At 59.3% G+C, this 25,089-nt stretch carries 22 protein-coding genes and 1 pseudogene; 10 read left to right on the plus strand and 13 right to left on the minus strand.

Annotated elements, in window-relative coordinates; translation table 11 throughout:
• Positions 1–4: 4 nt before the first annotated feature.
• The 4 genes from FHT28_RS21625 to FHT28_RS21640 form a co-directional block, all read right to left on the minus strand.
• A complete protein-coding gene (locus FHT28_RS21625; RefSeq protein ID WP_047638450.1) occupies positions 5–1,513 on the minus strand; it encodes an ABC transporter substrate-binding protein in 1,509 nt (502 codons plus the stop codon).
• A gap of 93 nt (positions 1,514–1,606) precedes the next feature.
• Positions 1,607–2,344, minus strand: coding sequence for a FadR/GntR family transcriptional regulator (locus tag FHT28_RS21630; RefSeq protein ID WP_168597314.1), 738 nt, complete (start codon positions 2,342–2,344; stop codon positions 1,607–1,609).
• 190 nt (positions 2,345–2,534) lie between these two features.
• Positions 2,535–3,977, minus strand: coding sequence for a M81 family metallopeptidase (locus tag FHT28_RS21635; protein ID WP_168597315.1), 1,443 nt, complete (start codon positions 3,975–3,977; stop codon positions 2,535–2,537).
• A gap of 7 nt (positions 3,978–3,984) precedes the next feature.
• A complete protein-coding gene (locus tag FHT28_RS21640; RefSeq protein ID WP_168597316.1) occupies positions 3,985–5,118 on the minus strand; it encodes an ROK family transcriptional regulator in 1,134 nt (377 codons plus the stop codon).
• Between the two features lie 324 nt (positions 5,119–5,442).
• Between FHT28_RS21640 and FHT28_RS21645 the strand changes: the two genes are divergently transcribed.
• Positions 5,443–6,939: an MDR family MFS transporter gene (locus tag FHT28_RS21645; protein ID WP_113108899.1), complete on the plus strand. Its 1,497-nt coding sequence runs from the start codon at positions 5,443–5,445 to the stop codon at positions 6,937–6,939.
• 70 nt (positions 6,940–7,009) lie between these two features.
• Here the strand turns inward: FHT28_RS21645 and FHT28_RS21650 are convergent, their stop codons facing one another.
• Positions 7,010–7,804 carry a FadR/GntR family transcriptional regulator gene (locus FHT28_RS21650; protein ID WP_168597317.1) on the minus strand — a complete coding sequence of 265 codons (795 nt, stop codon included), beginning with the start codon at positions 7,802–7,804 and terminating at the stop codon, positions 7,010–7,012.
• A 417-nt stretch (positions 7,805–8,221) separates the two neighbouring features.
• On the opposite strand from FHT28_RS21650, the gene FHT28_RS21655 reads away from it, so the two are divergent.
• Entirely contained in the window at positions 8,222–9,685 is a 1,464-nt protein-coding gene (locus FHT28_RS21655) for a DHA2 family efflux MFS transporter permease subunit (protein WP_168597318.1), read from the plus strand.
• Positions 9,686–9,714: 29 nt separating this feature from the next.
• Here FHT28_RS21655 and FHT28_RS21660 read toward each other — a convergent pair whose 3' ends face one another.
• Positions 9,715–9,855, minus strand: coding sequence for a hypothetical protein (locus FHT28_RS21660; protein WP_167669539.1), 141 nt, complete (start codon positions 9,853–9,855; stop codon positions 9,715–9,717).
• Between the two features lie 257 nt (positions 9,856–10,112).
• Here FHT28_RS21660 and FHT28_RS21665 point away from each other — a divergent pair, with 257 nt between their 5' ends.
• Entirely contained in the window at positions 10,113–11,159 is a 1,047-nt protein-coding gene (locus tag FHT28_RS21665) for an NAD(P)-dependent alcohol dehydrogenase (RefSeq protein WP_047554681.1), read from the plus strand.
• 146 nt (positions 11,160–11,305) lie between these two features.
• Positions 11,306–13,048, plus strand: coding sequence for a cation:proton antiporter (locus FHT28_RS21670; protein WP_168597319.1), 1,743 nt, complete (start codon positions 11,306–11,308; stop codon positions 13,046–13,048).
• A 15-nt stretch (positions 13,049–13,063) separates the two neighbouring features.
• On the opposite strand, the gene FHT28_RS21675 is transcribed toward FHT28_RS21670, so the two are convergent.
• Both FHT28_RS21675 and FHT28_RS21680 read right to left on the minus strand, forming a co-directional pair.
• Positions 13,064–13,975 (minus strand): acetamidase/formamidase family protein, encoded by a 912-nt coding sequence (locus tag FHT28_RS21675; RefSeq protein ID WP_047554683.1) that lies wholly within the window; start codon positions 13,973–13,975, stop codon positions 13,064–13,066.
• A 179-nt stretch (positions 13,976–14,154) separates the two neighbouring features.
• Positions 14,155–15,105, minus strand: coding sequence for a helix-turn-helix domain-containing protein (locus FHT28_RS21680; RefSeq protein ID WP_168597320.1), 951 nt, complete (start codon positions 15,103–15,105; stop codon positions 14,155–14,157).
• Positions 15,106–15,190: 85 nt separating this feature from the next.
• Here FHT28_RS21680 and FHT28_RS21685 point away from each other — a divergent pair, with 85 nt between their 5' ends.
• From FHT28_RS21685 to FHT28_RS21695, 3 genes are all read left to right on the plus strand, one after another.
• Positions 15,191–15,880 carry a DJ-1/PfpI family protein gene (locus FHT28_RS21685; protein WP_037192406.1) on the plus strand — a complete coding sequence of 230 codons (690 nt, stop codon included), beginning with the start codon at positions 15,191–15,193 and terminating at the stop codon, positions 15,878–15,880.
• Positions 15,881–16,154: 274 nt separating this feature from the next.
• A complete protein-coding gene (locus FHT28_RS21690) occupies positions 16,155–17,153 on the plus strand; it encodes an alpha/beta hydrolase (protein ID WP_246704922.1) in 999 nt (332 codons plus the stop codon).
• A gap of 330 nt (positions 17,154–17,483) precedes the next feature.
• Positions 17,484–18,317: an alpha/beta hydrolase gene (locus tag FHT28_RS21695; RefSeq protein ID WP_173411936.1), complete on the plus strand. Its 834-nt coding sequence runs from the start codon at positions 17,484–17,486 to the stop codon at positions 18,315–18,317.
• 79 nt (positions 18,318–18,396) lie between these two features.
• Here the strand turns inward: FHT28_RS21695 and FHT28_RS21700 are convergent, their stop codons facing one another.
• From FHT28_RS21700 to FHT28_RS21720, 5 genes are all read right to left on the minus strand, one after another.
• Complete coding sequence (locus FHT28_RS21700; RefSeq protein WP_168597323.1) at positions 18,397–18,570, minus strand: hypothetical protein; 174 nt, start codon at positions 18,568–18,570, stop codon at positions 18,397–18,399.
• A 230-nt stretch (positions 18,571–18,800) separates the two neighbouring features.
• Positions 18,801–19,019 (minus strand): hypothetical protein, encoded by a 219-nt coding sequence (locus tag FHT28_RS21705; protein WP_037192400.1) that lies wholly within the window; start codon positions 19,017–19,019, stop codon positions 18,801–18,803.
• A gap of 626 nt (positions 19,020–19,645) precedes the next feature.
• Positions 19,646–19,876 carry a hypothetical protein gene (locus tag FHT28_RS21710; RefSeq protein ID WP_037192396.1) on the minus strand — a complete coding sequence of 77 codons (231 nt, stop codon included), beginning with the start codon at positions 19,874–19,876 and terminating at the stop codon, positions 19,646–19,648.
• Positions 19,877–19,923: 47 nt separating this feature from the next.
• Positions 19,924–20,163, minus strand: a complete 240-nt coding sequence (rpsU, locus tag FHT28_RS21715; protein WP_168597324.1) for a 30S ribosomal protein S21 — start codon at positions 20,161–20,163, stop codon at positions 19,924–19,926.
• A gap of 449 nt (positions 20,164–20,612) precedes the next feature.
• Entirely contained in the window at positions 20,613–20,822 is a 210-nt protein-coding gene (locus FHT28_RS21720; RefSeq protein ID WP_037192391.1) for a cold-shock protein, read from the minus strand.
• Between the two features lie 513 nt (positions 20,823–21,335).
• Here FHT28_RS21720 and htpG point away from each other — a divergent pair.
• The 3 genes and pseudogenes from htpG to FHT28_RS21735 all read left to right on the plus strand — a co-directional run bounded on the left by htpG (position 21,336) and on the right by FHT28_RS21735 (position 24,799).
• On the plus strand, positions 21,336–23,222 hold the full coding sequence (htpG, locus tag FHT28_RS21725) for a molecular chaperone HtpG (protein ID WP_168597325.1): 1,887 nt from the start codon (positions 21,336–21,338) through the stop codon (positions 23,220–23,222).
• 185 nt (positions 23,223–23,407) lie between these two features.
• Positions 23,408–23,705: pseudogene (locus FHT28_RS21730) on the plus strand (PIG-L family deacetylase); the annotation flags it as partial.
• 320 nt (positions 23,706–24,025) lie between these two features.
• A complete protein-coding gene (locus tag FHT28_RS21735) occupies positions 24,026–24,799 on the plus strand; it encodes a siderophore-interacting protein (protein ID WP_168597326.1) in 774 nt (257 codons plus the stop codon).
• Positions 24,800–25,089 lie beyond the last annotated feature (290 nt).

Consider the following 25,089-nt stretch of genomic DNA (forward strand, 5'->3'; position numbering starts at 1 on the left):
TGGCTCAGTTGCTCTTCTTCACGCCGGCAAGACGGATCATACCGTCCGGGGCGGGCGCGAAGCCGGTCACTTTCTTGTTGTAGGCCCAGATCCAGGCCTGATGACCGAGAAAGATGATCGGCAGATCCTCGTTGAGGATGGCTTCTGCCGCATCGTATTTTTGCTTGCGCACCGCAGTGTCCTGCGACTGGCGTGCCTCGAGCAGCAGCTTGTCGACCTCCGGATTGCTGTATTTGGAATCGTTGAGGCCGGCACCGGTCGTCACGAATTGCTGGATATTGCCGTCGGGATCGGAGCGGCCGGACCAGTCGGAGCGGCTGAGCTGGTAGTTGCCGCTCGACTGCGCATCAAGCAGCGTTGCGAATTCGGTGGTTTTCAAGGTTACGTCGAAACCGGCTTCGGCAACCATCGACTGAATGATTTGCATCATTTGCATCGAGACCGGATTGTTGGCGACGGCGAGTTCGACGGGGATGCGATCGAAACCGGCGGCCTTGACCAATGCCTTGGCCTTGTCGATGTCGCGGGCAGGAACCGGAATGTCCTTATCGTACCAGGGGCTGTTCGGTGCAAAGGGCTGATTGCCGGCAAGCCCGGTGCCGTCGAAGACGATCTGCATGGCGGCTTCGCGGTCGATCGCCAGCGAGAAGGCCTGGCGCAGGCGCTTATCCTTGCCCAGTGGATTGTCTGCGCGCGCACCATTGCCGACATTGGCATAGACGCCGAGCCACCCCGTGCCGATCGCATCGGCATAAACGAGATTGGGATCACCCTTCACCGTGCCGACATCGGATGCGGCGACGCGCTCGATCATGTCGAGATCGCCGGAACGTAGGTTTGCGAGGCGAACCGTCGTGTCGGGGATCGGCAGATAGGTCACCTTGTCGATGAAGATGGTGTTCTTGTTCCAGTAATCCTGGAATTTTTCGAGTACGATGCGGTCTTGCTGCACACGCTCGACGAATTTGAACGGACCGGAGCAAACGGGATGATCGCCGAATTTGGCGCCGGTCGCCTTTGCCGCGGTCGGCGAGACCATCATGCCGGAGCGGTCGGAGAGCTGGGCAAGCAGAGTGACATCGGGCGCTTTCAGGGTAAAGGTGACTTCGTATTCGCCCGATGCCTCGACCTTGGCGACGGAGGAGAGCTCGCTCTTGCGGCGCGATTCCGGCATCGTTTGGTAGCGCTGGATGTTATCGACCACTGCTTGCGCGTTGAACGGCGTCTCGTCCTGGAATTTTACGCCTTGACGCAGTTCCATGATCAGCTGCTTGCCATCAGCCGACCATTTCCAGGATGTGGCGAGCTGCGGCACGAACTGCAGATCCGGCGTCACGTCGACCAGCTTGTCGCAGAGCGCGGTATAGACGATACGGCCGACGAATGTGCGCGACTGGGCCGGATCCAGCACGTCGGCATCGTCCTGCAGGCCGATCTTCAGCTCGACAGCGAAAGCCGGCAGCGCGATCAATGCGCCGGCGGCAAGCGATGTCAGGAATTTGGCGATCTTCATCTTGTTCTCCTGATTATGAATTATGATTTTCGTTTTTTGCAGTCTCGACCGGTTTCCTCTCCGGTCGTTGTCTGGTGCGGGCAGAGCTTTTGGTCAGCCTACCTCTTCGGTCAGCGGTGCCTGTGCTTGTCGCGCATCGAGCGAGGTGATGCGGATCAAGCTCTCCTGAAGCATCAGAAGGTGCTTACGCATGGCTTCGGCGGCCTTCATCGGGTCACGCGCCGCAATCGCATCGATGATCGCCATGTGCTGCGCATAGGAGATCGGGCGCGTCTTGTTGATGCTGCGGGCCAATTCGCGAATGGTTTGCCATGCCTCGTCCTGGCGGACATGGTTGATGACGTCGAAGATGGTCAGAAAGAACTGATTGCCGGCACTCTCGGCGATCAGCCGGTGCAGCGCGCCATCCCAGAGCTCGCGACTGTCGGCATCGTCGCTGGCGGTGATTTTCTTGGTCAGCTCATACATGCGATCGATGTCATCGGGCTTGGCGCGCATGGCCGCCAGCTGGGCCAGCTGCGGCTCGATGCGCAGACGAACCTCCATGACCTCCATGAGATCCGTGCGGGCGACAAGCGAACTGACATGCTCGCTCCAGCCGTCCGGGCGCTGTCCCGCATAGGTTCCCGAGCCCTGGCGCCGCCAGACGCGGCCTTCGGCCTCCAGCACCTCCAACGCTCGCCGGATGGCACGACGGCTGACGCCCAATGTCTCTGACAGAACCCGTTCCGTCGGCAACTTCCCGTCTGCCGGCAGATCGGCCGAATTCAAAAGCCCTCTGAGCTTTTCCAGGGCGTAGATCGAATTCTCCGGAAGGCTGCTGATTGCCATAGTGGGGAGTGAACCAATTTCGAATTGGTTCAATAGAAGTTCAACGCAACCCTGCCGTCAAGCTCTTTTTTGTGCAATTTATGCAATGCACAATGTTTGTGCGTGGCACGCAAAAGCGAACCGTAAAACGGTGCCGCCCGAGTGCTATTCCGGAAGGTTTTGCCCGACCTACCGCTGCCGGCTTTGGAGCTCAGCGACTGATAGCTCGCGCCGAGACTACCGTCTCGGGCGTGAAATCGAAATCCTTGTCGAAGGGATAGGTTGGCTTCTGCTTGCGCAGCCGCGGCAGGCGTTCGACGAACTGATCGACGACCCCCGGCGAAAGTGCCATCAGGTTCGGATTGGCGATCGGCGCCAGTTCCGGCGAGAGATAGCCGGACTTCACGACGATGATCCTGGTCTTGTGCGGATCGAGGCCGAGGCGCGTGAAATCGGAGAGGTTGTGATAGGGCCGGCGCTTTGCCGACAGCACTAGGTCGATACCGCCGATGGAAACAACCGCCTGGGCGTCGATCGGGTCTGCGGCCTCAAGTAGAAATTTAACGGTGAAGCTGCCTTTCACGGGCTTGCTGCCCTTCGTGTCGAGCGATGCGCCGACCGAAAGATCGAGGGTGGCGCCGACGCCTGCCACATAGCAGGCTTCCGTGGCAGCCTTGTCGGCAATGCCGGCGAAAATGACGCCCTTTGCGTTATTGGCGATAAGTTCAGCAAGCACATCAGCGCGGTCGCCGACGCCGCCGCCTGTGGGATTATCGCCGGATTCGGCAAGCACCACGGGCACGGTCTCGCTGGCAATCGCCTTGGCGACGCAATCTTCGATCGTGCCTGTCTCGCAACCGAAAACGAAATCCTTGCGCACGTCCCAGTAGGCCTGCGCCAGGCGTTTCGCTTCCCGTTCGAGAACGGCGCGATCCGTGCCAGTCATGATGGCGGCTGCCGTGGCGCGCGGTTCGTCGGCCCAGACATAGCCGACCATCAGCGAGGCATCCCAGACGCCATCGATGGCGTCTATCTCGGGCAGTAGATCGTAGAGGCTCTTGGCCGGCTCATCGACCGTGCTGGTGCGTTCGCCCGGCAGTACCACAGGGATCGGTGCCCAAAGCAGGATCGGCTTCACGCCGGTCTTCAGGCTCTCCGTCAGCATCTTCACGGCGCGACGCATGGTCTCTTCGACATCAATATGCGGCGCGGTGCGATAGGTGGAATACATGTCGAGCGCATCGATAATGCGTTGGGTGACGTTGCCGTGCAGGTCATAGCTGGCCGAGACCATGCAATCGTCGCCGACGACGGCACGTGCCGCGCTGATCCAGTCGCCTTCGGCATCTTCCATGCCTTCGACATACATGGCGCCGTGCATGGCAAGATAGAGCCCGTCGAGCGGCAGCAATGGTTTGAGACGCTCCAGAAACTCCGCCTTGAAGGCCTCGTATGTATGGCGGGCGACAGGACCGCCGGCGATTGCCCTGGCATGAATGGTCGGCAGGAATTCGCCATCGTAATCCCTAAGGAAAGCGAAATAGGGCGCGGCCGTCAACTCCTCGCCACGCAGAACGCGAAAATCCCTTTCCTCGTTCAATACGGGATTATAGGTGCTGCATTCGATGTGAATGCCTCCGACGGCAATGCGCATGGGAACCTCAATTCGGGGTGGGACCAATCAGGAAATTGTGGGCGGCAATGCTGGCGGCGCCACGCGCCCAGACATCGCCATCGACGCGCTGGGTGCGGATCGGCGTCTGGCCGGCATAGCGCGGCAACACGTTCGCCTCGGCCGCCTGCCGCATGACAGTGCCGAAGAGACCATCGAAGCGTCCATCGACATGGGTGATCAGGATCATGCCGGGATCGTTGAACTGGATCAGATGGGCGATGGCCAGACCGAGTGCATTTCCGGCCCGATGCAGGATGCGGATGGCGGCCGCGTTGCCGAGCGAGGCCTCGTTTTCCAGATCGTCAAGGGAACTGCAGGCAAGGCCTTCCGCTTTCGCCATTTCCTTGATTGCCTTCATCGAGGCGACGGTATCGAGGCAGCCGCGCTTGCCGCACCGGCAGGGCGAGCCATTGGGTTCGATGGTGCAATGGGCAATCTCGCCGGCGCCGCCATGATTGCCGCGATAAAGCTTGCCGCCGACGAAATGGGCGCAGCCGATGCCGTCGTCGAAAGAGACGACGCTGAAATTCTGGACGTCGCGTGTGCTGCCGAACAGCTTCTCGCTGACGGCGACCGCCTTGGCGTCGTTTTCGATGAAGGTGTCGATACCGGTCTTCTGCCTGACGATGCTCGCAAGCGGCACATCCTTCCAGCCAAGCAGCGTTGATTGAACGCAGTTTGCTTGCTTCTCGTCGACAAAGCCTGAGAGGGCAATGCCGATGCCATAAAGCTTGCTGACAGCATCCTCGCGTTCTGCCAGCAGCTTCGGCAGCGTCTCTGCTATCAACTCGGCGATAACATCCGGATCGCGCGACCGCGGCATGGTCTGGCGCGCGACGATACTGCCGTTGAAATCGCTAAGCACCATCGCTGCCGGATCTTCGAGCAGTGAAATGCCGACGAAGAAGGCGCCTTCGGGATGCAGATCGAGCAAGATCGAGGGGCGGCCCTGGCCGTAGATCGTCTCCGTTTCGTGCAGGACGCCAAGGGAGATCAGATCGCGGGCAATTCCGCTCATGGCGGCCTTGCTAAGACCCATGGATGTCGCAAGATCTGTTCGACTCAGTGGTCCGGATTGACTGATCACGCGCAGAAGCTGTTGCTGGGAAGAAGTAAGCAATTCGACGTTCCGCCTGGATTTCAGCGTGTTTTTCCGATAATAAGTTCAGAAAATGAACAAATCAACGGAAATAAATTTAGCTGAGAGCTTATTTGCGGACGTGACAACAGATGGATTCCAGTCAATCTGCGCGATCTGCAGTTGCGTTTAAACAGTTGACATCGACCTGTATCAGTATGCAATGCTTATCATAGCAATCTAGGCAAAAATCCCCCCAGTCGCCTCGTCTTCGGGCGTCGATTCCAAAAATGAAACGCTCGATCATGGTCGCCTCGACGGCCTGTGCGTATTCGACATCGGGCGCGGCAGTCAGAAAGGAATACCATGTCCAGCACGGTCGATCGTTCGAGACGCCCGTTGGTCATCGTCTCGATCATGCTTGCGACCTTCATGGTCGCAGTGGAAGCGACGATTGTTGCGACCGCCATGCCGCGCATCGTCGGCCAACTGGGCGGCTTCACCTATTACAGCTGGGTCTTCTCCGCCTTTCTCCTGGCGCAGTCCACCACGACGGTCATCTATGGCAAGCTTTCCGATATGTTCGGCCGCAAGCCCATGCTTATCGTTGGCATCCTGATCTTTCTCGTGGGATCTACGCTTGCGGGCTTTGCCTGGTCGATGGCCTCGCTGATCGCGTTCCGGCTGCTTCAAGGGATTGGCGCCGGCGCCATTCAGCCTGTGACGATGACGGTTGTCGGCGATCTCTACAAGCTGGAAGAGCGTGCCAAGGTGCAGGGTGCCCTTGCCAGCGTCTGGGCTGTTTCGGCCGTCATAGGTCCGCTTGCCGGTGGCATCATCGTCGATCATCTCTCCTGGGCATGGATTTTCTGGATCAACCTGCCGTTAGGCGTCCTGTCCATCGCCGGCTTCGTATGCTTCCTGCATGAGCGCATCACCCCGCGCGAGGCGAAGATCGACTATCTCGGGACGATCCTGTTTTCGATATCGATCGTATCGCTGCTGGTCATTCTGACGGAAACCGGTTCCGGTTTTGCCGTCCTTGGTTTGCTAGCGATCGTCTTTGTGGTCAGCGGCGTCCTGTTCATATGGCAGGAGCGGCGGGCGCCTGAGCCGATCATCTCGATCGCGCTGTGGAGCCGGCGGCTGGTGGCGACCAGTAATGCGGCAACCCTGCTTGCCGGCATGGCCTTGATCGGCCTGACGACGGTTCTGCCGATCTACGTTCAGGGTGTTCTCGGCCGATCACCGCTCGAAGCCGGATTCACCTTGACCATGCTGATCGTCGGCTGGCCGCTGGCGGTCATGCTTGCGAGCCGGTTCTTTCGCATGTTCGGCATCCGCCGGACCTTGCGTGCCGGAAGCTTCATGTTTCCGTTCGGTGCGCTGTTTCTTTTGTTCCTGACCCCGGAAAGCAGCCCGATCATCGCCGGCGTAGGCTCGTTTCTGATGGGCTTCGGCATGGGTCTCATCAGTCTCACCAGCGTCGTGCTCGTCCAGGAAAGCGTCGAATGGTCTATGCGCGGCAGCGCCACGGCCTCGATCATCTTCTCGCGCAGCCTCGGCAACACGCTTGGCGCCACGGCGCTCGGCGCGATCATGAATATCGGTATCGCTCATTTCGGCAGCGGCGAACTGGCAACGAGGCTTCACGATATTCTGAACCAGCCGACCGGCCTTTCCGATCTTGTCGGCGATCCGGCGATCAGGAACGTTTTCGACGCCGCGCTTCACTGGAGTTTCTGGGGCGTCGTCATCGTCGCCATCACGACGTTCGCAACCGTCTGGCTCATTCCCGTCGCCCATGATGCCGGCCGCCGATCGGTGCCCAAGGCGGATGCCCAGGATGCGATGACGCATTGACGGAGCGCGACCGGCAACGGGCCACGCTTCCCTCCGCCGGCATTCATCGTGACGCTTGCGACGTGCTGCGTCAGAAATCGTAGTGGCTGATGCGCCAGGACTCCAACAGGCTCCGTGATGCCTTGATCGCGGCGTCGGAATCGCGGGCGACGATCGCGTCAAGGATGGCCTTGTGGTAGGGCAGGGAACGCTTCTGACCCTCCGCCACTTCATCATGGTCCGAAAGCGTGCGATTGGCGTAGATCCCAACCGCAATCAGGTCGATAAGCTGTGAATAGATCATGTTGTGCGTGGCGGCGAAGATCGCGGTATGGAAGCGCAAATCGGCGTCGGCATTGGTATTGATGTCGCCGATGGTGGAAACCATTTCCTCGTAAGCGGAACTGATTGCCGTGACGTCTTCGTCCGTGCGGCGTGTGGCGGCACGCGCGGTAGCCTCCGGCTCCAGCGCCAGCCGCAAATCCTTGATGGAGCGCATGATTTCCACCGAAGGTCCGGTCTCGTAGTACCAGACCATGACGTCGGTATCGAGGTGATGCCAGTTGGAGCGCTCCTTGACGCGGGTGCCGACGCGGGTCTTGATCTCCACCAGTCCCTTGCCGGCAAGGCATTTCATCGCTTCGCGAATGACGGTGCGGCTGATACCGAATTGTTCCACCAGATCGGGCTCGTTCGGCAGCGTGGCGCCTACCGGGTAATTTCCACCGACGATGCGGCGACCAAGCTCGTGGACGAAATAGCCGAAGACGCCGCGACGGGGGATCGTACCGTATTTTCGCACAAAGGCATCGAATGGTGACTGCGTTACGATCAGTTTCGCCTCCGGTGTTGCCGCAGTGGTCTTTGCATCAAGGCCATGTTTCATTATGCGGAGCTCTCATTCCTTTGATACGCGATTGCGAAGCTAATCTTCAGCCGATGATATGTTTTGCGGGCTCTATGCTGATGTCTCGGCTTGTTCGAGGCTGTTTCATATTGTTTTTGTATCGATCCTGTCGTTCTTGGCGCGGCATTTCCGATAAAAAACCCTACCATGTCTTGTGCGCAAATGCCTACTGGCACCGGATTGACCGGTCCGTTCACCAAGGCGCATTGGCGGATCGTCATGATTTCCGGCCCAGCCGCATGGCGGAAGGTGGCAGCACGGCAATCAAATTCTGCGCCACCCACTAAGCGAAACGTGATTGACCAATCGATTGATGGGACGATTTCGATCTATCGGAAACGATGCCGAACCGATTAAATAAAGGGGGATGCGAGGCGGATTCGGAGTAACTGGTTGATGAACGACATGTCCACGCATGGGCGGGAGAAGGAAATGCAGGCGGCAGGCTCACGGTCGGTCTCGATTGCGTTGCTCGTGGCCGGTGCTTTCTTCATGGAAAACCTGGATGGTACGGTCATTGCAACCGCGCTGCCGCAGATGGCCGTTTCCTTTGGCGCCCGACCGGTGGATCTCAATATAGGCATGAGTGCCTATCTTCTGACGCTCGGCGTCTTCATCCCCATCAGCGGCTGGATCAGCGACCGGTTCGGCGCGCGACTGGTATTCACCACGGCCGTCGTCGTCTTCACGCTCGCTTCCGTTTTGTGCGGTTTTGCCAACGGTGTCGGCTCCTTCGTCGCTATGCGCATCCTGCAGGGGATCGGCGGCGCGATGATGGTGCCGGTGGGCCGGCTCGTGGTTTTGAACAATACCCCGAAGGACAAGCTGATCTCGGCGATTGCGACGATCACCTGGCCGGCGCTGGTGGCGCCCGTTCTTGGACCGCCACTCGGCGGCTTCATCACCGACCATGCGAACTGGCGCTGGATCTTCTTTCTCAACTTGCCGCTCGGCATATTGGCGTTTGCCTTCGCGCTCATTCTCATTCCGGAAACCAAGAATGCTGCGCGGCCGCCTTTCGACTGGATCGGCTTCGTCGTCAGCAGCATCGGTCTGGCAAGCCTGATGTACGGGCTGGAGCTGGTCGGCCGTCCCGATCTCATATGGCTGGAAGCCTCGGCCTATGTGGTCGCGGGGCTGGTTCTGCTCACCGTAGCTGTGTTTCATTTTCTGAGGACGGAGCATCCGCTCATCGATCTCTCAGGGCTGAAGCTGCCGACCTTCGCGGTCACGATCTCCGGCGGATCACTGTTTCGTACCGCTATCGGTGCGGTGCCGTTTCTGTTGCCGCTGATGTTCCAGGTCGGCTTCGGGCTCAGCGCCTTTCATGCCGGCATGCTGACCTTGGCGGTCTTTGCCGGCAACCTGGCGATGAAGCCGGGGACGACGCCGATTTTGCGGCGTTTCGGCTTTAAACCGGTATTGATCGTCAACGGCATCCTGAATGCCGCCTTCATTGCAGCCTGTGCGTTGTTTTCGCCCGATACGCCGGTCTGGCTCGTCGTACCGGTGCTGTTCATCGGAGGCATGTGCCGCTCGATGCATTTCACGGCATTGAATACGATTGCCTTCGCCGACATTCCGCCGCAGAAGATGACAGGCGCCAACACGCTGTTCAGCACCGTCTTTCAGCTGACCATGGGCATGGGCATCGCTGTCGGTGCCATCGGCATTCGCATCGGTCAGGCTGTCAGTGCACCGCTTGGCGTAGGCGGCATCGTCGCCATCGAATTCCGCCTCGCCTTCGTGTTGCTCGGCATCATCGCTCTCTTTGCCGTGCTGGATTGCCTGCCGCTCGACCGCAGGGCCGGCGACAACGTTGCGCGCAAGCAGAAGGCGGGCGCGAAAAAGGCGGCTTGAAAATCTCCGCTATGAACGACATGTGCTGCTCAATGGGGATACTGAATGAGATTATAATGCAACAGCACCGCGGGTATCGCCATCAGGATGATAAGAAGCATTGCAAAGCTTGCTGCACGCAACATTTTCATCCGGCGGGCGCGCTGACCGGTCCAATCATATACTGCCATAATGAGCCCCTCCTTTTCCTCAATCATTACAAAGGCAAGAAATGGAACTCCAGTCAATATTGGCAATAGGGCGTTAAATAATAAGTTCATTCTAATATAATGGGGTAGTATACCGCCATTCTATTGGGCACCAGCACAACGCGTCTTCTCCGGCATTGGCGCAAGCTCGTTTCGCGACACCGGTTGGACGCTGGAAGAACAAGAGTTTGGGCCTTGCGCAAGCAGGCGCCGTTTGCTTCGAAAAGAGGAAAAATGCGATGAGTAAGATGCGCGCTTTGGTGCTGGAACGCCAGCATGAACTGGCAATCCGCGATATAGACCTTCCTCAGGAGGTCGGGCCGGGTCAAGTCAAGATCAAGATCCATACGGTCGGCGTCTGCGGATCCGACGTCCACTATTACACGCACGGCAAGATTGGCCCCTTCGTCGTCAACGAGCCGATGGTGCTTGGCCATGAAGCCGCCGGCACTGTCGTCGAAGTCGGTGCTGGCGTGACGCATCTGAAGATCGGCGACCGCGTCTGCATGGAGCCGGGGATCCCCGATCCCAATTCCAAAGCGAGCCGTCTCGGCATGTACAATGTCGATCCCGCCGTCATCTTCTGGGCAACGCCGCCCGTCCATGGCGTGTTGACGCCCTTTGTCGTGCATCCGGCCAATTATACCTTCAAACTGCCTGATAATGTCAGCTTTGCCGAGGGCGCGATGGTCGAACCCTTTGCGGTCGGCATGCAGGCAGCGACCAAGGCGAGAATTACCCCCGGTGACACCGCCGTCATCCTCGGCGCCGGCCCGATCGGCACGATGGTCGCGATCGCGGCTCTTGCCGGCGGCTGCGCACGGGCGATCGTTGCCGATCTCGCCCAGCCGAAGCTCGACATCGCCGCCCAATATCAGGGCGTCATCCCTGTCAATATTCGCGAAAACAATCTGGTCGAGGAAGTCAGCCGCCTTACGGATGGTTGGGGCGCCGACGTCGTCTTCGAGTGCTCCGGTTCGCAGAAGGCCTGGGAAACAGTCATGGCGCTGCCGCGCCCGGGCGGCGTGATCGTCGCCGTCGGTCTGCCGGTCGATCCGGTCGGTTTCGATGTTTCGACGGCATCGACCAAGGAAATCCGTATCGAAACGGTCTTCCGCTATGCGCATCAATATGAGCGCTCCATCGCACTGATCGCGTCCGGCCGTGTCGATCTGAAGCCGCTGATCTCGGAGACATTCGCCTTTGAAGACTCCATCGAGGCGTTCGATCGTGCCGTCGAGGCCAGACCAACAGATGTCAAGCTGCAGATCATCCTGGATCAGTAAGCGTCTGTTTACTCGTCGCCTTGCATGGGCGAGGCGACGTTTTCCTCCGGTTTCGCACGACCCCGTAGACGGGTAGGCAAAAGCGATGCTAGTTAGCCTGAAAAGAGAGGAACAGGCTTTAACGCCGTGAAACGGGAAGGATAGCCGTGCCGCACGACGTCGCATTGATCGCACTGATTGCCGGCGGGTTCGTGTTCGCGGCCATTTTCGGCTATCTCGCCGACAGGCTACATCTGCCGCCGTTGGTCGGCTATCTGGTTGCCGGCGTCATTATCGGCTCATCCACACCGGGCTTTGTCGCCGATGTTTCACTCGCATCGCAATTGGCAGAAATCGGCGTCATCCTGCTGATGTTCGGCGTCGGCCTGCATTTTTCGGCCGCTGATCTGCTGGCGGTGCGCGGGGTCGCCATCCCCGGTGCCATCGGTCAGATCGCGATCGCAACGCTTTTAGGCATCGGCTTGACGTCCCTCTGGGGCTGGGGCATCGGCGCAGGCGTGGTCCTCGGGCTAAGCCTTGCCGTCGCCAGCACCGTTGTACTGTTGAAAGCGCTGGAAGAGCGCAATCTGGTGAATTCGACCAACGGGCGCGTGGCTGTCGGCTGGCTGATCGTCGAAGATCTGGCGATGGTGCTCGCACTTGTCCTGCTGCCGGCCTTTGCCGGCGCCATGGGCGGCCATGTGAATGCCGGTGACCATGCGGCTTCCGGCTCGATCTGGCTGACGATCGGCATGACGCTGGTCAAGGTGGCGGCATTTACTCTTGTAGCGATCTTCATCGGTCCGCGCGTCGTACCCTGGCTGTTGACGTCGGTCGCCCGCACAGGCTCGCGCGAATTGTTCACGCTGTCGGTTCTGGCGATCGCGCTCGGCATCGCCTTCGGGGCGGCGGAAATATTCGGCGTTTCCTTCGCGCTTGGAGCCTTCTTTGCCGGGCTCGTGATGAGTGAATCGCATCTCAGCCATCGGGCTGCGGCCGACTCCCTGCCATTGCAAAATGCCTTTTCCGTGCTGTTCTTCGTGTCCGTCGGCATGCTCTTCGATCCGACTATCCTGGTGCGCGAACCGCTGATGATCGTCGGCGTGCTTGCGCTCATCATGATCGGCAAGTCACTGATTGCTTTCGGCCTGGTGCTGTTGCTGCGTTACCCGGCGAGCATGGGCTTTGCGGTTGCAGCCGGCCTTGCGCAGATCGGCGAATTTTCCTTCATCCTGGCCGGGCTCGGCGTTTCGCTCGGTCTGTTGTCCCGGGAAGGACAGGATCTCATTCTTGCAGGAGCGATCCTGTCGATCACGCTCAATCCGCTGGCCTTCTTCGCCGTCGAGAAGCTGGAGAAATGGACGTTTTCCCGATGGCCGTCGTTCGCGAGCAAATATGGCACGGCCAAGCAAGATGGGCTGCGTCGCGAACTGACCGCCATCAACAAGCAGCGTGAGGAAAGGGATCGGCAGCATAGTCTCGAGATCGAAGAGCTGATCGAGACCTTTCCGATGTTTGCCGAGCTGGATGACAATGCGCATGAGGAGCTTCTGCTGCTCTTCCGGCCGAGATCGGCTTCGCCGGGCGATCGCGTCATTCGCACGGGCGATCGCGGCGACAGCATGTTCTTCATCGCGTCCGGCGCCGTCGAAGTGCAGCTTGAGGACGATGAGGTTCCGCTCGGCGCCGGTTCATTCTTCGGCGAAATGGCACTGTTGACCGGCGCGCGCCGTACCGCCGATGTCGTTGCCGTCGATTTCTGTCAGCTTTTCGTGCTGGAGCGCCGTGATTTCAACCTGTTCATGTCGCGGCATCCGCAACTGCGCGCCGCCGTCAGCCACATGGCGCGCGAGCGGCAGGAAAGCAATGTGTCGCGCCAGCGGCGCGACCAATCAGAGGATGCGAGCTGACACCCGATATGGGATTTAGCGGCGCCTCAGCCAGGATTTCGAAACGCGGCAGGCCATCGTATAGGCCGGATCGAAGACATTGCCGACATCGTAGCGCACGACTTGGCCGAGCAGGTGGCTGGCGGCAGTCTTATCGAGGCCGTAGTCGGAGCCGAGCCAGCGCAGCATTTCACTGGTTGCGTGCTGCAGGGCCTGGTCGAGCGGCCGGGCGTTGCCGATGGTGAAAATGTCGTCCACCGTCTCGCCGCGCGGCCAGACGATCGTCTTTTTCTTTTCGACGCTCAGCCGTACCGTCACCTCGAAGGTGGTTTCGATTCCCGTGCCGACGATCTCGCCGTCTCCCTGCACAGCGTGGCAATCGCCCAGGAAGAAAAGTGCGCCTGGCGCCGATACGGGAAACCAGATGGTCGTGCCCGGCCCCAGCAGCCGATAGTCCATGTTGCCGCCGAATTCGCCGCTGGTGGCGGTCGATATGGCCTGGCCGAGCGCCGGCGCAACACCGAAGCAGCCGATCATCGGCGAAAGCGGCAGCGTCAGGGCCTCAAGGCCGGCCACCGGCTCGGAAAGTCTCGTTGTCAGGGCTTCGCGGTCGATCTGCCAGATCACCTTTTCGCTGGCCGGCAGTGTCCGCACATCCTGCGGATCGACGACGTTGCCTGCCACGACGCTGCGGGTGAATCCCGTATCGCGCGTCGGCACCATCGTCAGGATTTCGACTTTGAGGGAATCGCCCGGTTCCGCACCCTCGACGAAGATCGGGCCGTTCATCGGGTTGGGACCCGAGGCATGGCGAATATCATGCTTGTCATAGCCGGCAGCGTCGAGCGTTTCGGTAATGACGGTATCGCCATCGGCGACATGCAAGGCCGGCGGCAGGGAGCCGATGACGTTGTGATAGACGGTGGGGGTAAAACGGTGCGTTGCCATTGCCTACAGCCTTATCCTGAATTTGGTTCGGTCAACCTATGACAGCTTTGCCGTGTCACGAAAGACCGCGTTTGCGGATATTATGGATTACCGCTTCGGACGATCCCAAGGACGATAATAAACAAGCGACAACGGCGCTCTGCGGATTCCGCCGGCCGCGACCTGGAATGCAGGTCGATCTAGGCGAAATGATCGCGGAACGCCTGTGGCGTGGTTCCGAATTTTCTCAGGAAATTGCGCCGCATGGTTTCCTCCGAGCTGAAGCCGCAACGGATGCGCGCCTGGTGAACCGTAAGTCCCTCTTCCAGCAGACGCCGCACCGCCTCGGTGCGGATATCCTCCACAGCCCTTGCGGGCGTGCGTCCGGTCGCCTTGAGGTAATGCCGGGAAAAGCTGCGCGCACTCATATTCGCCCGTTCGGCGAGAACGGGCAGAGAGAGGTCCGCGCGCAGATTGCTCATGATCCAGGCATGCAGTTGGTCGAAGCGCTCGCCGCTTTCCTGCAGGCGCAATGCTGAACTGAATTGCGCCTGGCCGCCCGGCCGCTTCAGGAAGACGACGAGCTCGCGGGCGACGGAAAGTGCCAGTTTCCGGCCGAGGTCGTCTTCGACCAAAGCGAGGGCCAGATCGATGCCGGCGCTCACGCCCGCCGAGCTCCATAGGTCGCCGTCCCGCACGAAGATCGGATCCGGCTCCAGTTTCACTTGTGGGAAGCGCTTTGAGAATTCCTCGCAGCGGTTCCAATGGGTCGCCGCGCGTCGCCCGTCCAGAAGTCCCGCTTCGGCAAGAAGAAAGGCGCCGCTGCAGACGGAGGCGGTTCGCCGGGCGCTTGCCGACCGCCTGCGCACCCACTCGACCAGGGCCTGATCTTCGCATGCCTTGTTGACGCCCCAGCCGCCGGCGATGATCAAGGTGTCGAGCGGGACGCCAACGTCGCTGAGTGGCGAAGTCGTCAGCACAAGGCCTGAACTGGTCCTGGTCTGCGCGTCCGTCGCGACTGCGACTGCCTCATAGGGCCTTGGCAATCCGCTTTCGATTGCCGCCTCATTGGCACTGGTGAAAACCTGCAGCGGACCGGCTATGTCGAGCAGTTGGGCGTTGTCAAAGGCAAGTATCTCGATGTGGCGCATGATTGGCACAAAATGACGGGAGTTTGGCAAATACGCCAGATTGTGATCGCATAGGCTGGTCGAAGTCAACCATAGGAGATCCACCATGACCGTTCGCTTCGGCCTGCTCGCCTTTCCGGGCGTCCAGCAACTCGACCTGACCGCCCCTTACGAGATATTTGCGTCGATGGAAGGTGCGGAGGTTCACCTCGTCTGGAAGGATACGTCTCCGATTGTCTCCGCCACCAAGCTGGTGCTGCAGCCGACGACGAGCTTTGCGGCGTGCCCGTCCCTCGATGTGATCTGCGTGCCGGGGGGCAGCGGCGTCAATGCGCTGCTCGAAGACGAGACGGTTCTCTCCTTTATCCGCGCGCAGGCGGCTCAGGCACGCTTCATAACCTCGGTGTGCACAGGTTCTCTCGTTCTTGGCGCCGCCGGTCTGCTCAAGGGCAGGAAGGCGACGACCCATTGGAATGCGCGCGATTTCCTGGCGGAATTCGGCGCCATCGCGACCCCTGGACGGGTCGTCCGGGACGGCAATCTTTTCACCGCGGGCGGCGTGACGGCGGGCATCGATTTCGGACTGACCATCGTTGCGGCCCTGCGTGATCAGGCGGAGGCGGAAGCGATCCAGCTTTCGCTGGAATACGCGCCCGCACCGCCGTTTCACTCCGGATCGCCGGAGGAGGCGCCGGCCGATGTGTTGATCGAGACGAAACGGCGGCTTGCCGGCTCGCGGACGGCCCGGGAGGCCATCATGGCTCGTCTCGCGGCTCGCCGGCATCAGGCCGGTTGAGCGCCGATCCTGTGCGCAAGCGATGTCACCTCGCTGAAATGGAACGTCGATAAGGACACGATCTGACTTTTGATCGTAGCGACAATCCCATCGAGGTGACGATGCCCAATCGGGCGAACAGGATCCTGATTTCACGTAGCCTCTCATGCTTGACAGGAACAGCATTTCTGCGACCGTGGCATCACGATGTCGTGTGCGGCCTTGTGGTGGGCGAGAGGCTATTCTGATGAACAAGTTCCGATCATTTCGCTGCATTCCCCGTTTTGCCATGGCGATGAACATTCTGGTCGCCGCGGTTTTCTCGCTGATGCTGCCGGCATCAGAAGCTCACGCGCTTGAGGTCGGGCAGCAGACGAAGGCATCGGGTGAGCAGATCGAGAAGCTGATCAAAGCGCTGCGCGACAGCGGTGCCATGGCCGACAAGGACCTGTTGCAGCGGCGTGCCGACTTCGAGAATCTGATGGCAGCGACGCCGGATCCGACGCGGGTGCAGATTCGCCGCGTTGACGCCAACGGCGTTGCCGGCGATCTGATCTGGCCGGCACGGCTGCATTATGGAATCGGCAGGCGTGCCATTCTCTATCTGCATGGAGGGGGCTTTTATAGCGGCTCGCTGCGGACACACCGCAATATTGCCGCCTCGCTTGCCAAGGGGGCGTCTGCCGATGTGCTGCTCATCGACTATCGTCTCGCGCCCGAACACGGTTTTCCCTCGCAGATCAACGATGCGGTGGCGGCCTATCGTTGGCTCCTGTCGTCAGGATACAAGGCCGGAAACATTGTCATTGCGGGAGAGTCGGTCGGCGGAACCCTGGCCATCGAGATTATCCTGAACCAGCTTCGCCTCAAAGGAGCGCTTCCCGCGGCAGTGGTTGCCATGAGCCCGGTGACCGATTTCGCCGCGACGGGGGCGTCACTGGTTGCAAACGCTTCCCGTGACCCGTTCATGGGCAAGGAGGAATTGACCATCATCCACAATGCCTATGTTGCCGACCGATCACCGGTCGATCCCGAGATATCGCCGCTCTATGCCAATTTGGCCGGCTTTCCACCCCTGCTGATCCAGGTGGGTTCGCGGGAGACGCTGCTGGATGACAGTGTACGGCTGGCGGACAAGGTGCGGCAGGCGGGCGGAGACGTGGCCCTGGAAATCTGGCCTGGCATGATTCACCAGTGGCAGATTTTCCCATTCTGGCTCGAGGATGCCAGGAAGTCGAATGGGAGAGTGGCGGAATTCGCGATTTCGCATTTCGTCGACAAACCCGCGCAATAGTCTTGGCGTACAATCGTGCAATGATCCTGGTTTCCGGGGAAGCGCGGGCCGATCGGGTTTCGCGGAGCATTCTATAATTATTTATCGCGCGATATAATCGTAAGATAAATTTTTGTAGACAACGCGTGGCAAGTGCTCTATGCATAATGATGTTGCGATAATAAATCGCGCAATATATTATAAGTGGAGATTGAAATGAGCCAGTCGATCAATCAAGCTACCCGTCGTGGCGTTATGACCGCCGGACTAGGCCTTGCCGCCGCCGCCGTCATGCCCTTCGCTCAACCTGCACAAGCTTCTGCAAAGCAATCTTCGAAAGGTAAGGACACAATGAGCAGCAGCACGATCACCACCAAGGACGGAACTCAGATCTTCTACAAGGATTGGGGAACAGGCCAGCCGATCGTCTTCCATCACGGATGGCCGCTGAGCTCGGACGATTGGGACGCCCAGATGCTCTTTTTCCTCAATCAGGGCTACCGCGTTATCGCCCATGATCGCCGCGGCCACGGGCGCTCGAGCCAGACGGCGACCGGAAACGAGATGGATACCTATGCTGCCGACGTGGCCGCACTCGCGGAGCATCTCGACCTGAAAGGCGCCATTCACGTCGGCCATTCGACCGGCGGTGGCGAAGTCGCCCGCTACGTGGCGCAGTATGGCGGTCATGGCCGGGTTTCCAAGGCGGTGCTGATTGGCGCCGTGCCGCCGATCATGGTCAAGTCCGACAAGAATCCCGGTGGCCTGCCGCTGGAGGTATTCGATGGCTTCCGCGCGGCGCTTGCCGCCAATCGCGCGCAATTCTTCCGCGACGTTCCGTCAGGACCGTTTTACGGCTTCAATCGCCCCGGCGCGGTGGTTTCGCAGGGCGTCATCGATAATTGGTGGCGTCAGGGCATGATGGGGGGCACCAAGGCGCATTACGACTGCATCAAGGCCTTCTCGGAAACGGACTTCACTGAGGATCTGAAGAAGATCGAGGTGCCGACGCTGGTCATGCATGGCGATGATGACCAGATCGTCCCGATTGCGGACGCGGCCCTTCTGTCCATCAAGCTGCTGAAGAACGGCACGCTGAAAGTCTACAAAGGCTTTCCGCACGGCATGGCGACCACGCATGCGGATATCATCAATGCGGATCTGCTGGCGTTCTTCAAGGCTTAAAGATCCCCCGAAGAGTGAAGCGCCCGCCTTCCGGCGGGCGCTTCACAGCCGGCCGGGTGCTGTTACCACGCCTGCCGCTTCAGCTATCAAGTTTCAATGAAAGCTGAACGGCACGCGGCAAGGGTGGTAGCGGCCGGCTGATGTCGACGCGGCGTTTCCAATTGGCGAGCCGCTCCTGCTCGCGCTCCCGAAGTGCCTTCGAGACCGCGACAAAGGTCATGGCACGCTCAATGACTTGTTCAGCTTTGGTCATGGACATCTCCATATGTTCACTTTATGTTCTCATATTGAGTGCAATAAGTCAAGCCTATGGCGGGGAGCGCCCAGCGCTCTCGGGTTCCGAATATAGGGCGAGCATATTCCGACTTCTCTGCGGAATGTCCCGGACTTGCAACGCCAGTGAATGGGGTTGACGTTCGCAGCCAATCAAATGCTTAGAAAAGCGTCGCGGTCGTCTTTTCCAATTCGGACGTTGACGGTCAACTAGCCTTTCAGCTTGCGCCCCTGTTTTTGCTTCGGCTTCTCAACGGATGGGTCCGACACTTCCTTGGCCAATCTTGCCTGGCGAAGGCGCTCTGTCTTGCTTTCACGTGCAACGACTTCGTTTTGAATGATGGTCCGTGCTGAATCATTCGTGGCAATCGCCGCTTTTTCGGCTCTGGACAAGCGCTGCTCTGACCGATTGACTCTAAATGCACTCATGTTGCCTCCTGGAGCTGCCGGCAACAAAAAAGGCCGGAGCGAAACCGCGCCGACCTTCCTCACATCGCCCTCGCACCAATGCCAGTACATCCGTGGTCAAAAGAGGAAAACGACTAAAACATCGCGAGCGTCAAATTTCGTTAGCGCTCACCAGCAATGTTACTTCATGGGTGTGGGGTGTCATTCCGTCGAATGCAAGTACTAGAGAAATTTATTTCGATTTATTAGGCGTCCATAGGGAGTTTCCGGACGTTTTTTCGATGCAGCTAAGGAGATGATGAGTATCCGTCTTCTCCGAAACTTAAATGGCTGATAAACTACTTGAGATCGATGCGACACGGAAATTGCTCCGCCCCCATCCTTCTCGGTGGCCCATGTCGAAGCTTACATTCAGATACAGCGTTCGTGAGGAGCGTGATTGTACCTGGACAGTGTACGATGTCTTCACGGGAAGGGCTGCGGAGCCCACGCATTGGATACTGAACGTTCTGACTGAGAAGGAAGCAAAGGCCTATTGCGCCATTCTTAATGTCAAGGACATGGAAAGACGTGAACGCCTGGGCTTCTAGCGCGCGCAGGCGAGATTGCCTTGTCCCTTAATGGTTAGGCGATATTCTCCCGCAATGTCACGCCCGGCCACGCCGGATGGGCTTTTTTCTTTCCTTTACCAAGGTGGCCGTTTTCGGTTCTTCCGTGGCTTCTTGTTGCAGGCGAAGAGTTCGCAGCGCCTCGGTTTTCTTTTCCCGGGCGGAGTTTTCCGCCGCCACGATGGATTTTGCCATGCTGGTGGTGGTCGCGGCTTTGTCGTTGGTGAGAGACGCAGCCTTCTTGAAGAATTGGTCCTTGGTGGCTGTCATGATCGCTCCTTCGCGCACAGCAGTAAATTGGGGAGGGTTGTCGAAGATTAACGACTTTGGGTCCGGCTTCGGGTGCTCTTGGGCAGCAGACCGTCTCTTTGTAGCTTCTTGCGCATCAGCTTGCGGTGCCGGCGAATGGCTTGCGCTTTCTCTTGAATACGCTGCTCGGATGGCTTCACAAAGGCTGAACGCACTTTTATTTCGCGAAAAATGCCTTCACGGATCATCTTCTTCTTCAGTACGCGCAATGCTTGATCAATATCATTGTCTTTTACAAAAACTTGCAAATCATACCTTTCCGTAGCGCACAGCATGTCGCTCCGCGCCCTATCTGAAGGCTTGTTTTTTGCCTCCCGCGGTAAGGGGTTTCAGCCAAGGCTCCGGTCTTGCGGATGTGGAGTTTTGGCTGTCGGCAACTGGATCCGCGCAAAGCTGCTCGATGTCCGCCTCCGAGATGCGGCGTTCAAAGCTCTCATGCGTGAAGCGAACCTGATAATATGCCTCGGCGGAGTCGGAGGGGAGCATGCTTATGATGCGGCATGTCCTTGGGGCTGCTTTCAGCCGAGTGAGATCCGCTTTCAAGACCACTACGTCTCCAGCCGAAAACTTCATTCTGCTCATGGCATCCCCTCGCTGATGGGCCGCAGAAATACAAAAGGCCGGGCATTACCCGACCTTTCCCTGCCAGTTCGATCTTTGCTGCCAGTACATCCGTGGTCAGCATGACGAATGACAATCAGATAGCTTTGAGATTGTCGGCAGAACTCTTGCCGGTCTTGCGATCGCGAACCAGTTCGTAATCGACCTTCTGGCCTTCGGCGAGAGAATTCATACCTGCGCGCTCCACAGCGGAAATGTGAACGAACACATCCGTTGCGCCGTCTTCAGGTTGAATGAAGCCAAAACCCTTGGCGCTATTGAACCACTTTACAGTTCCAGAGCTCATGACAATTTCCTTTCAATTAGACATAGAATTTCGCTCCGCGGCAAACCATTTGCCGCAGTATCACGACCAAAATTGAAAGAAAATTCGGCTACGCTTCCGCGTTAACAAAGATCATCAAGCAAGATCGACATTATTAACATAGGGCTGAAACAAGGCAAAGGCAAGGCTGCATTTATGGCCGACGATTTTAACCGGCAGCCGCTCCGATACAATAAATGAAAATAACCGTTGATTTACAATCGCCATGGGGTGTTCGCTACACCCACTCGGCCGCGGTCGCAAGGCATGTGTCGACGATCCCGCGGGTATCGGTACGGCAGGTGCCGCGACCGGCTGGCGGGCGACGCTGCGGGTCGCGCGGCCGGAACATTTGCCGGATGGACGGTTGTGTCGAATGAGAGCGAAAATCATCTGGCCGCTAGCGTATGAAGCGACAACGCCCGCTTGAAATTTGCCTCATCTTCCGCCACCTGTTCGGCGCGACTTTCAATATTCCCAGGAGACTAGACGCACATGACAACCACCGCAGAAAACACCGCTGAGAGCCACGTCTTTGAGGCTGACGTTGCCCGCCTTCTGCATATGATGGTTCACTCGGTTTATTCGGATAAGGACGTCTTCCTGCGCGAGCTGATCTCGAACGCGGCCGATGCCTGCGAAAAGCTGCGCTATGAGGCGATCGCCGAGCCCGCGCTGCTCGCCAACGACCCCGACAGCCGCATCCTGCTGACGCTCGATGCCGACGGCAACAAGCTCGTCGTCGAGGACAACGGCATCGGCATGAGCCGCGACGAGCTGATCGAGGCGCTCGGAACGATCGCCCGCTCGGGCACGCGCGCCTTCATGGAGCGCATCGAGGCCAACAAGCAGGGCGAAGGCGCGCAGCTCATCGGCCAGTTCGGCGTCGGCTTCTATTCCTGTTTCATGGTCGCCGACCGGGTTGACGTCGCCTCCCGCCGCGCCGGCGCGGAGGAAGCCTGGCTCTGGTCATCCGACGGCAAGGGTGGCTACAGCGTCGCCCCGATCGATGTGGCCGAGGCTCCCGCTCGCGGCACGCGCATCACGCTGCATCTGATGGACGATGCCAAGAGCTATGCATCGCGCTGGACGGTGGAGCGCATCGTCAAGGAGCAGTCGGGCCATGTGCCGGTACCGATCAAGATCGCCGAGGCGCCCGGCGCCGAGCCCACGCAGTTGACCGACGGCACCGCGCTTTGGACCAAGTCGAAGAACGACATCACCAGCGAGGAATATACGGATTTCTATCGCGGCGTCTCCGGCCAGTATGACGAGCCGGCGCTGACGGTGCATTTCCGCGCCGAAGGCCGCCACGAATATTCCGCCCTCGCCTTCGTGCCGGGCTCGCAGCCATTCGATCTCTCCGATCCGGATCGCAAAGGCCGCATGAAGCTCTATGTGAAGCGGGTCTTCATCACCGACGAGGCGGAATTGTTGCCGCGCTATCTCCGCTTCGTGCGCGGTCTTGTCGATACGAACGACCTCCCGCTCAACGTCTCGCGCGAGATGATCCAGGAAAGCGCGATCCTGTCGGCGATCCGCAAGGGTGTCACCAACCGTATCATCACGGCGATAGAGAAGCTGGCTGAAAGCGACCAGGATGCTTTCCTGAAGCTCTGGGAAAATTTCGGCAGCCTGATCAAGGAAGGCCTCTACGAGGATTTCGAGCGGCGCACGCAACTGCTGGCGCTGTCGCGCTTCCGCACCACCGCCTCCGGCGATGGCTACCGTTCGCTTGCCGATTACGTCAAGGACGCCAAGGAAGGCCAGCAGTCGATCTACTATCTCGTCGGCGGCAGCCTGGATCAGCTGAAGGCATCGCCTCAGCTCGAAGGTTTCCGCGCCCGCGGCATCGAAGTGCTGTTGCTGACGGATTCCGTCGACAGCTTCTGGGTGACAAATGCGCCGGAATTCGAGGGCAAGAGCTTCAAGTCGATCACCCAGGGCTCCGCCGATCTCGCGCAGTTCAAAAAGCTGGACGAAGACAAGGCGGAAAATGCGAGTGCTCCCGCCGAAGTGCAGGCCTTCATCGATTTCGCCAGGGAAAAGCTTGCCGATGAGGTGTCGGACGTGCGCGCGTCCGATCGCCTGATCGAAAGCGCTGTCTGCCTGGTCGCTTCCGAACAGGGTTACGACCGGCAGCTCGAGAAGATCCTGCAGGGGGCCGGCCGCTTGCAGTCCGGCGCCAAGCCGATCCTGGAAATCAATATGGATCACCCGGTCGTCAAGGCTATCGCCGCCAAGGTCGATGCACCGTCGCTGCGCGACGATGCGGCATTCCTGCTGCTCGATCAGGCGCGCGTGCTGGATGGTGACAAGCCGGCCGATCCGCGCGCTTTCGCCGAGCGTCTGGCGCGGGTGATGGAAAAGGCTCTCCAGTAATCGAAAGGGCCGGCACGACTTTGATGAGGCCGTGCCGGCCTGGATCTTTCGAGTGCGGTCGGGAAGGCTGAATACGTTCGACAGAGCGGGTTGCTATAGCCAAAACTTATCGCCAGGGCACGAGATCCGAATTGGCAAACCACGCCGCGCGGCGTGAAATCGCTGTCGTTCGGAAGGAGTTTCCCATGTCGGAAGAAAAGACGGCACTTGCTATCAGCGCGCATGCTGCTGACTTCGTATCGCGCTGCATGCGGAGCGGGCTATAAGGTCACCGTCGTCTGCCTGTCCCTCGACGAGCGCGGTGAGTCGGCAAAGCTCCGGAAGCAGCCGGGCATGACGCTGGAGCGGGTCAAGGCAGCGCAACGGGCGGAATCGGAAAAGGCGGCAAAGGCGCTCGGCGTCTACGATCTCATCAGCTTCGACCTCGGCGACTATCCGCTGCGCCTGACGGACGAAGACAAATACTGCCTGGCCGATGTCATCTCTTATCGAACATCCGGCGGGCCTGATGGAGGTTTCCTGGACCACGACGAGGGCGGCCATCAATGGGGCGGGAACGGTCAGGACAGCGCGAAAACTGGTCGATGGCCGCGTGTTTCCTATGCCATAAACTTGAGTTTCGTTTGAAGCTTTTTATTGCGCGCCGCGCATTCTTCTCCTATAGAGGAACCCGAAATGGCCGGGTGTCGCCCGGCCACGTAAGCGTTAACGTCACTCAACGCGTATGATCGAACGGCTCTGCGGCTTCGGTCTGCGCGGCTATGTCCTGCGGATCAAGGTTTAAGAGCCTCGAAGGGACACAGATGGATAACCCCCAAACCTCAAATCTGAATAGTTCGGTTCCGAAGATCGAGCGTGTGCGCCATGAGCTGAAGCGGCGTACCCTGACCGTCTCCAACGTCGAAAAGATCACGCCCGGCATGCTGCGCATCGAGCTTGCCGGGGAAGACCTTGCCGATTTTGTCAGCCTGGCGCCCGACGATCACATCAAGGTTCTCGTGCCGGGCCCTGGCGAAGAGATGGTGCGGCGCGACTATACGCCTCGCCGCTACGATACCGATGCCCGCACGCTCGTCATTGATTTTGCCATTCATGAAGCAGGACCTGTCACTCAATGGGCACTCGGCGCCCGCCCCGGTGACAGCCTGGAGATCGGCGGTCCCCGCGGCTCTGCTGTAATCTCCGACGACGTCAAGAATTGGCTGCTCGTCGGCGACGAGACGGCGTTGCCGGCCATCGGCCGTCGCATCGAGGAGGCCGGCAGCGATGTGCGGATCACGGCCATCATGGCGGTTGCGGACGCTGCGGAGCACCAGATCTTTCAAACCGACGCCCAGCTGGAGACTCATTGGGCGCATCGGCCCCTGTCGGAGGCGACCGACGCGTCTGCGCTGATGGCCGTTCTCCAATCGGTCGAGCTCGCGGCCGGCACCTTCGTCTGGATTGCCGCTGAAGCCTCGGTGACGCGTGCGCTGCGGACCTATTTCGTCGAAGAACGCGGCTATCCGCTGAGCTGGATCAAGGCATCCGGCTACTGGGTCAAGGGCAAGGCGGACGCGACCGAGAAATTCGACTAGGTGTCGATATGGCAGGCGGCTGCAAGAAACCGCCTGCCAATCCTGATATGAAGGCCGGCTCATCTTGCCGGCAGATGTTCCTGCCCCATCTGATGGCACAGCTGTCCCGTAAAAGGACAAGGGGCTCAATGCTAAGATTGAGTTCACCGAGACTGAAGCCGGGGCAGATTTCGACTTCCTAAATTGCGTGGAATCGCCGAAGGTTAGGCGCGAAGCGGAAATGGTGACGAAGTCATCGCCGGCCAATTTACAGGTTCGAGGCGCCGAGCGGGAGGCGGTGCCGACGAACG

It is taken from the genome of Rhizobium sp. SG570 (genome assembly GCF_012275345.1).
GTDB lineage: Bacteria > Pseudomonadota > Alphaproteobacteria > Rhizobiales > Rhizobiaceae > Rhizobium > Rhizobium lusitanum.

Excerpts from the sequence above, each read along its gene's own strand:
- FHT28_RS21700 (WP_168597323.1), bottom strand. The coding sequence starts at position 18,570 with ATGACCAAAGCTGAACAAGTCATTGAGCGTGCCATGACCTTTGTCGCG.
- FHT28_RS21675 (WP_047554683.1), bottom strand. The coding sequence starts at position 13,975 with ATGGCAACGCACCGTTTTACCCCCACCGTCTATCACAACGTCATCGGC.
- htpG (WP_168597325.1), top strand. The coding sequence starts at position 21,336 with ATGACAACCACCGCAGAAAACACCGCTGAGAGCCACGTCTTTGAGGCT.
- FHT28_RS21665 (WP_047554681.1), top strand. The coding sequence starts at position 10,113 with ATGAGTAAGATGCGCGCTTTGGTGCTGGAACGCCAGCATGAACTGGCA.
- FHT28_RS21635 (WP_168597315.1), bottom strand. The coding sequence starts at position 3,977 with ATGCGCATTGCCGTCGGAGGCATTCACATCGAATGCAGCACCTATAAT.
- FHT28_RS21685 (WP_037192406.1), top strand. The coding sequence starts at position 15,191 with ATGACCGTTCGCTTCGGCCTGCTCGCCTTTCCGGGCGTCCAGCAACTC.
- FHT28_RS21680 (WP_168597320.1), bottom strand. The coding sequence starts at position 15,105 with ATGCGCCACATCGAGATACTTGCCTTTGACAACGCCCAACTGCTCGAC.
- FHT28_RS21625 (WP_047638450.1), bottom strand. The coding sequence starts at position 1,513 with ATGAAGATCGCCAAATTCCTGACATCGCTTGCCGCCGGCGCATTGATC.
- FHT28_RS21710 (WP_037192396.1), bottom strand. The coding sequence starts at position 19,876 with ATGACAGCCACCAAGGACCAATTCTTCAAGAAGGCTGCGTCTCTCACC.
- FHT28_RS21735 (WP_168597326.1), top strand. The coding sequence starts at position 24,026 with ATGGATAACCCCCAAACCTCAAATCTGAATAGTTCGGTTCCGAAGATC.
- FHT28_RS21655 (WP_168597318.1), top strand. The coding sequence starts at position 8,222 with ATGAACGACATGTCCACGCATGGGCGGGAGAAGGAAATGCAGGCGGCA.
- FHT28_RS21720 (WP_037192391.1), bottom strand. The coding sequence starts at position 20,822 with ATGAGCTCTGGAACTGTAAAGTGGTTCAATAGCGCCAAGGGTTTTGGC.
- FHT28_RS21705 (WP_037192400.1), bottom strand. The coding sequence starts at position 19,019 with ATGAGTGCATTTAGAGTCAATCGGTCAGAGCAGCGCTTGTCCAGAGCC.
- FHT28_RS21645 (WP_113108899.1), top strand. The coding sequence starts at position 5,443 with ATGTCCAGCACGGTCGATCGTTCGAGACGCCCGTTGGTCATCGTCTCG.
- FHT28_RS21660 (WP_167669539.1), bottom strand. The coding sequence starts at position 9,855 with ATGGCAGTATATGATTGGACCGGTCAGCGCGCCCGCCGGATGAAAATG.
- FHT28_RS21630 (WP_168597314.1), bottom strand. The coding sequence starts at position 2,344 with ATGGCAATCAGCAGCCTTCCGGAGAATTCGATCTACGCCCTGGAAAAG.
- FHT28_RS21695 (WP_173411936.1), top strand. The coding sequence starts at position 17,484 with ATGAGCAGCAGCACGATCACCACCAAGGACGGAACTCAGATCTTCTAC.
- FHT28_RS21690 (WP_246704922.1), top strand. The coding sequence starts at position 16,155 with ATGAACATTCTGGTCGCCGCGGTTTTCTCGCTGATGCTGCCGGCATCA.
- FHT28_RS21650 (WP_168597317.1), bottom strand. The coding sequence starts at position 7,804 with ATGAAACATGGCCTTGATGCAAAGACCACTGCGGCAACACCGGAGGCG.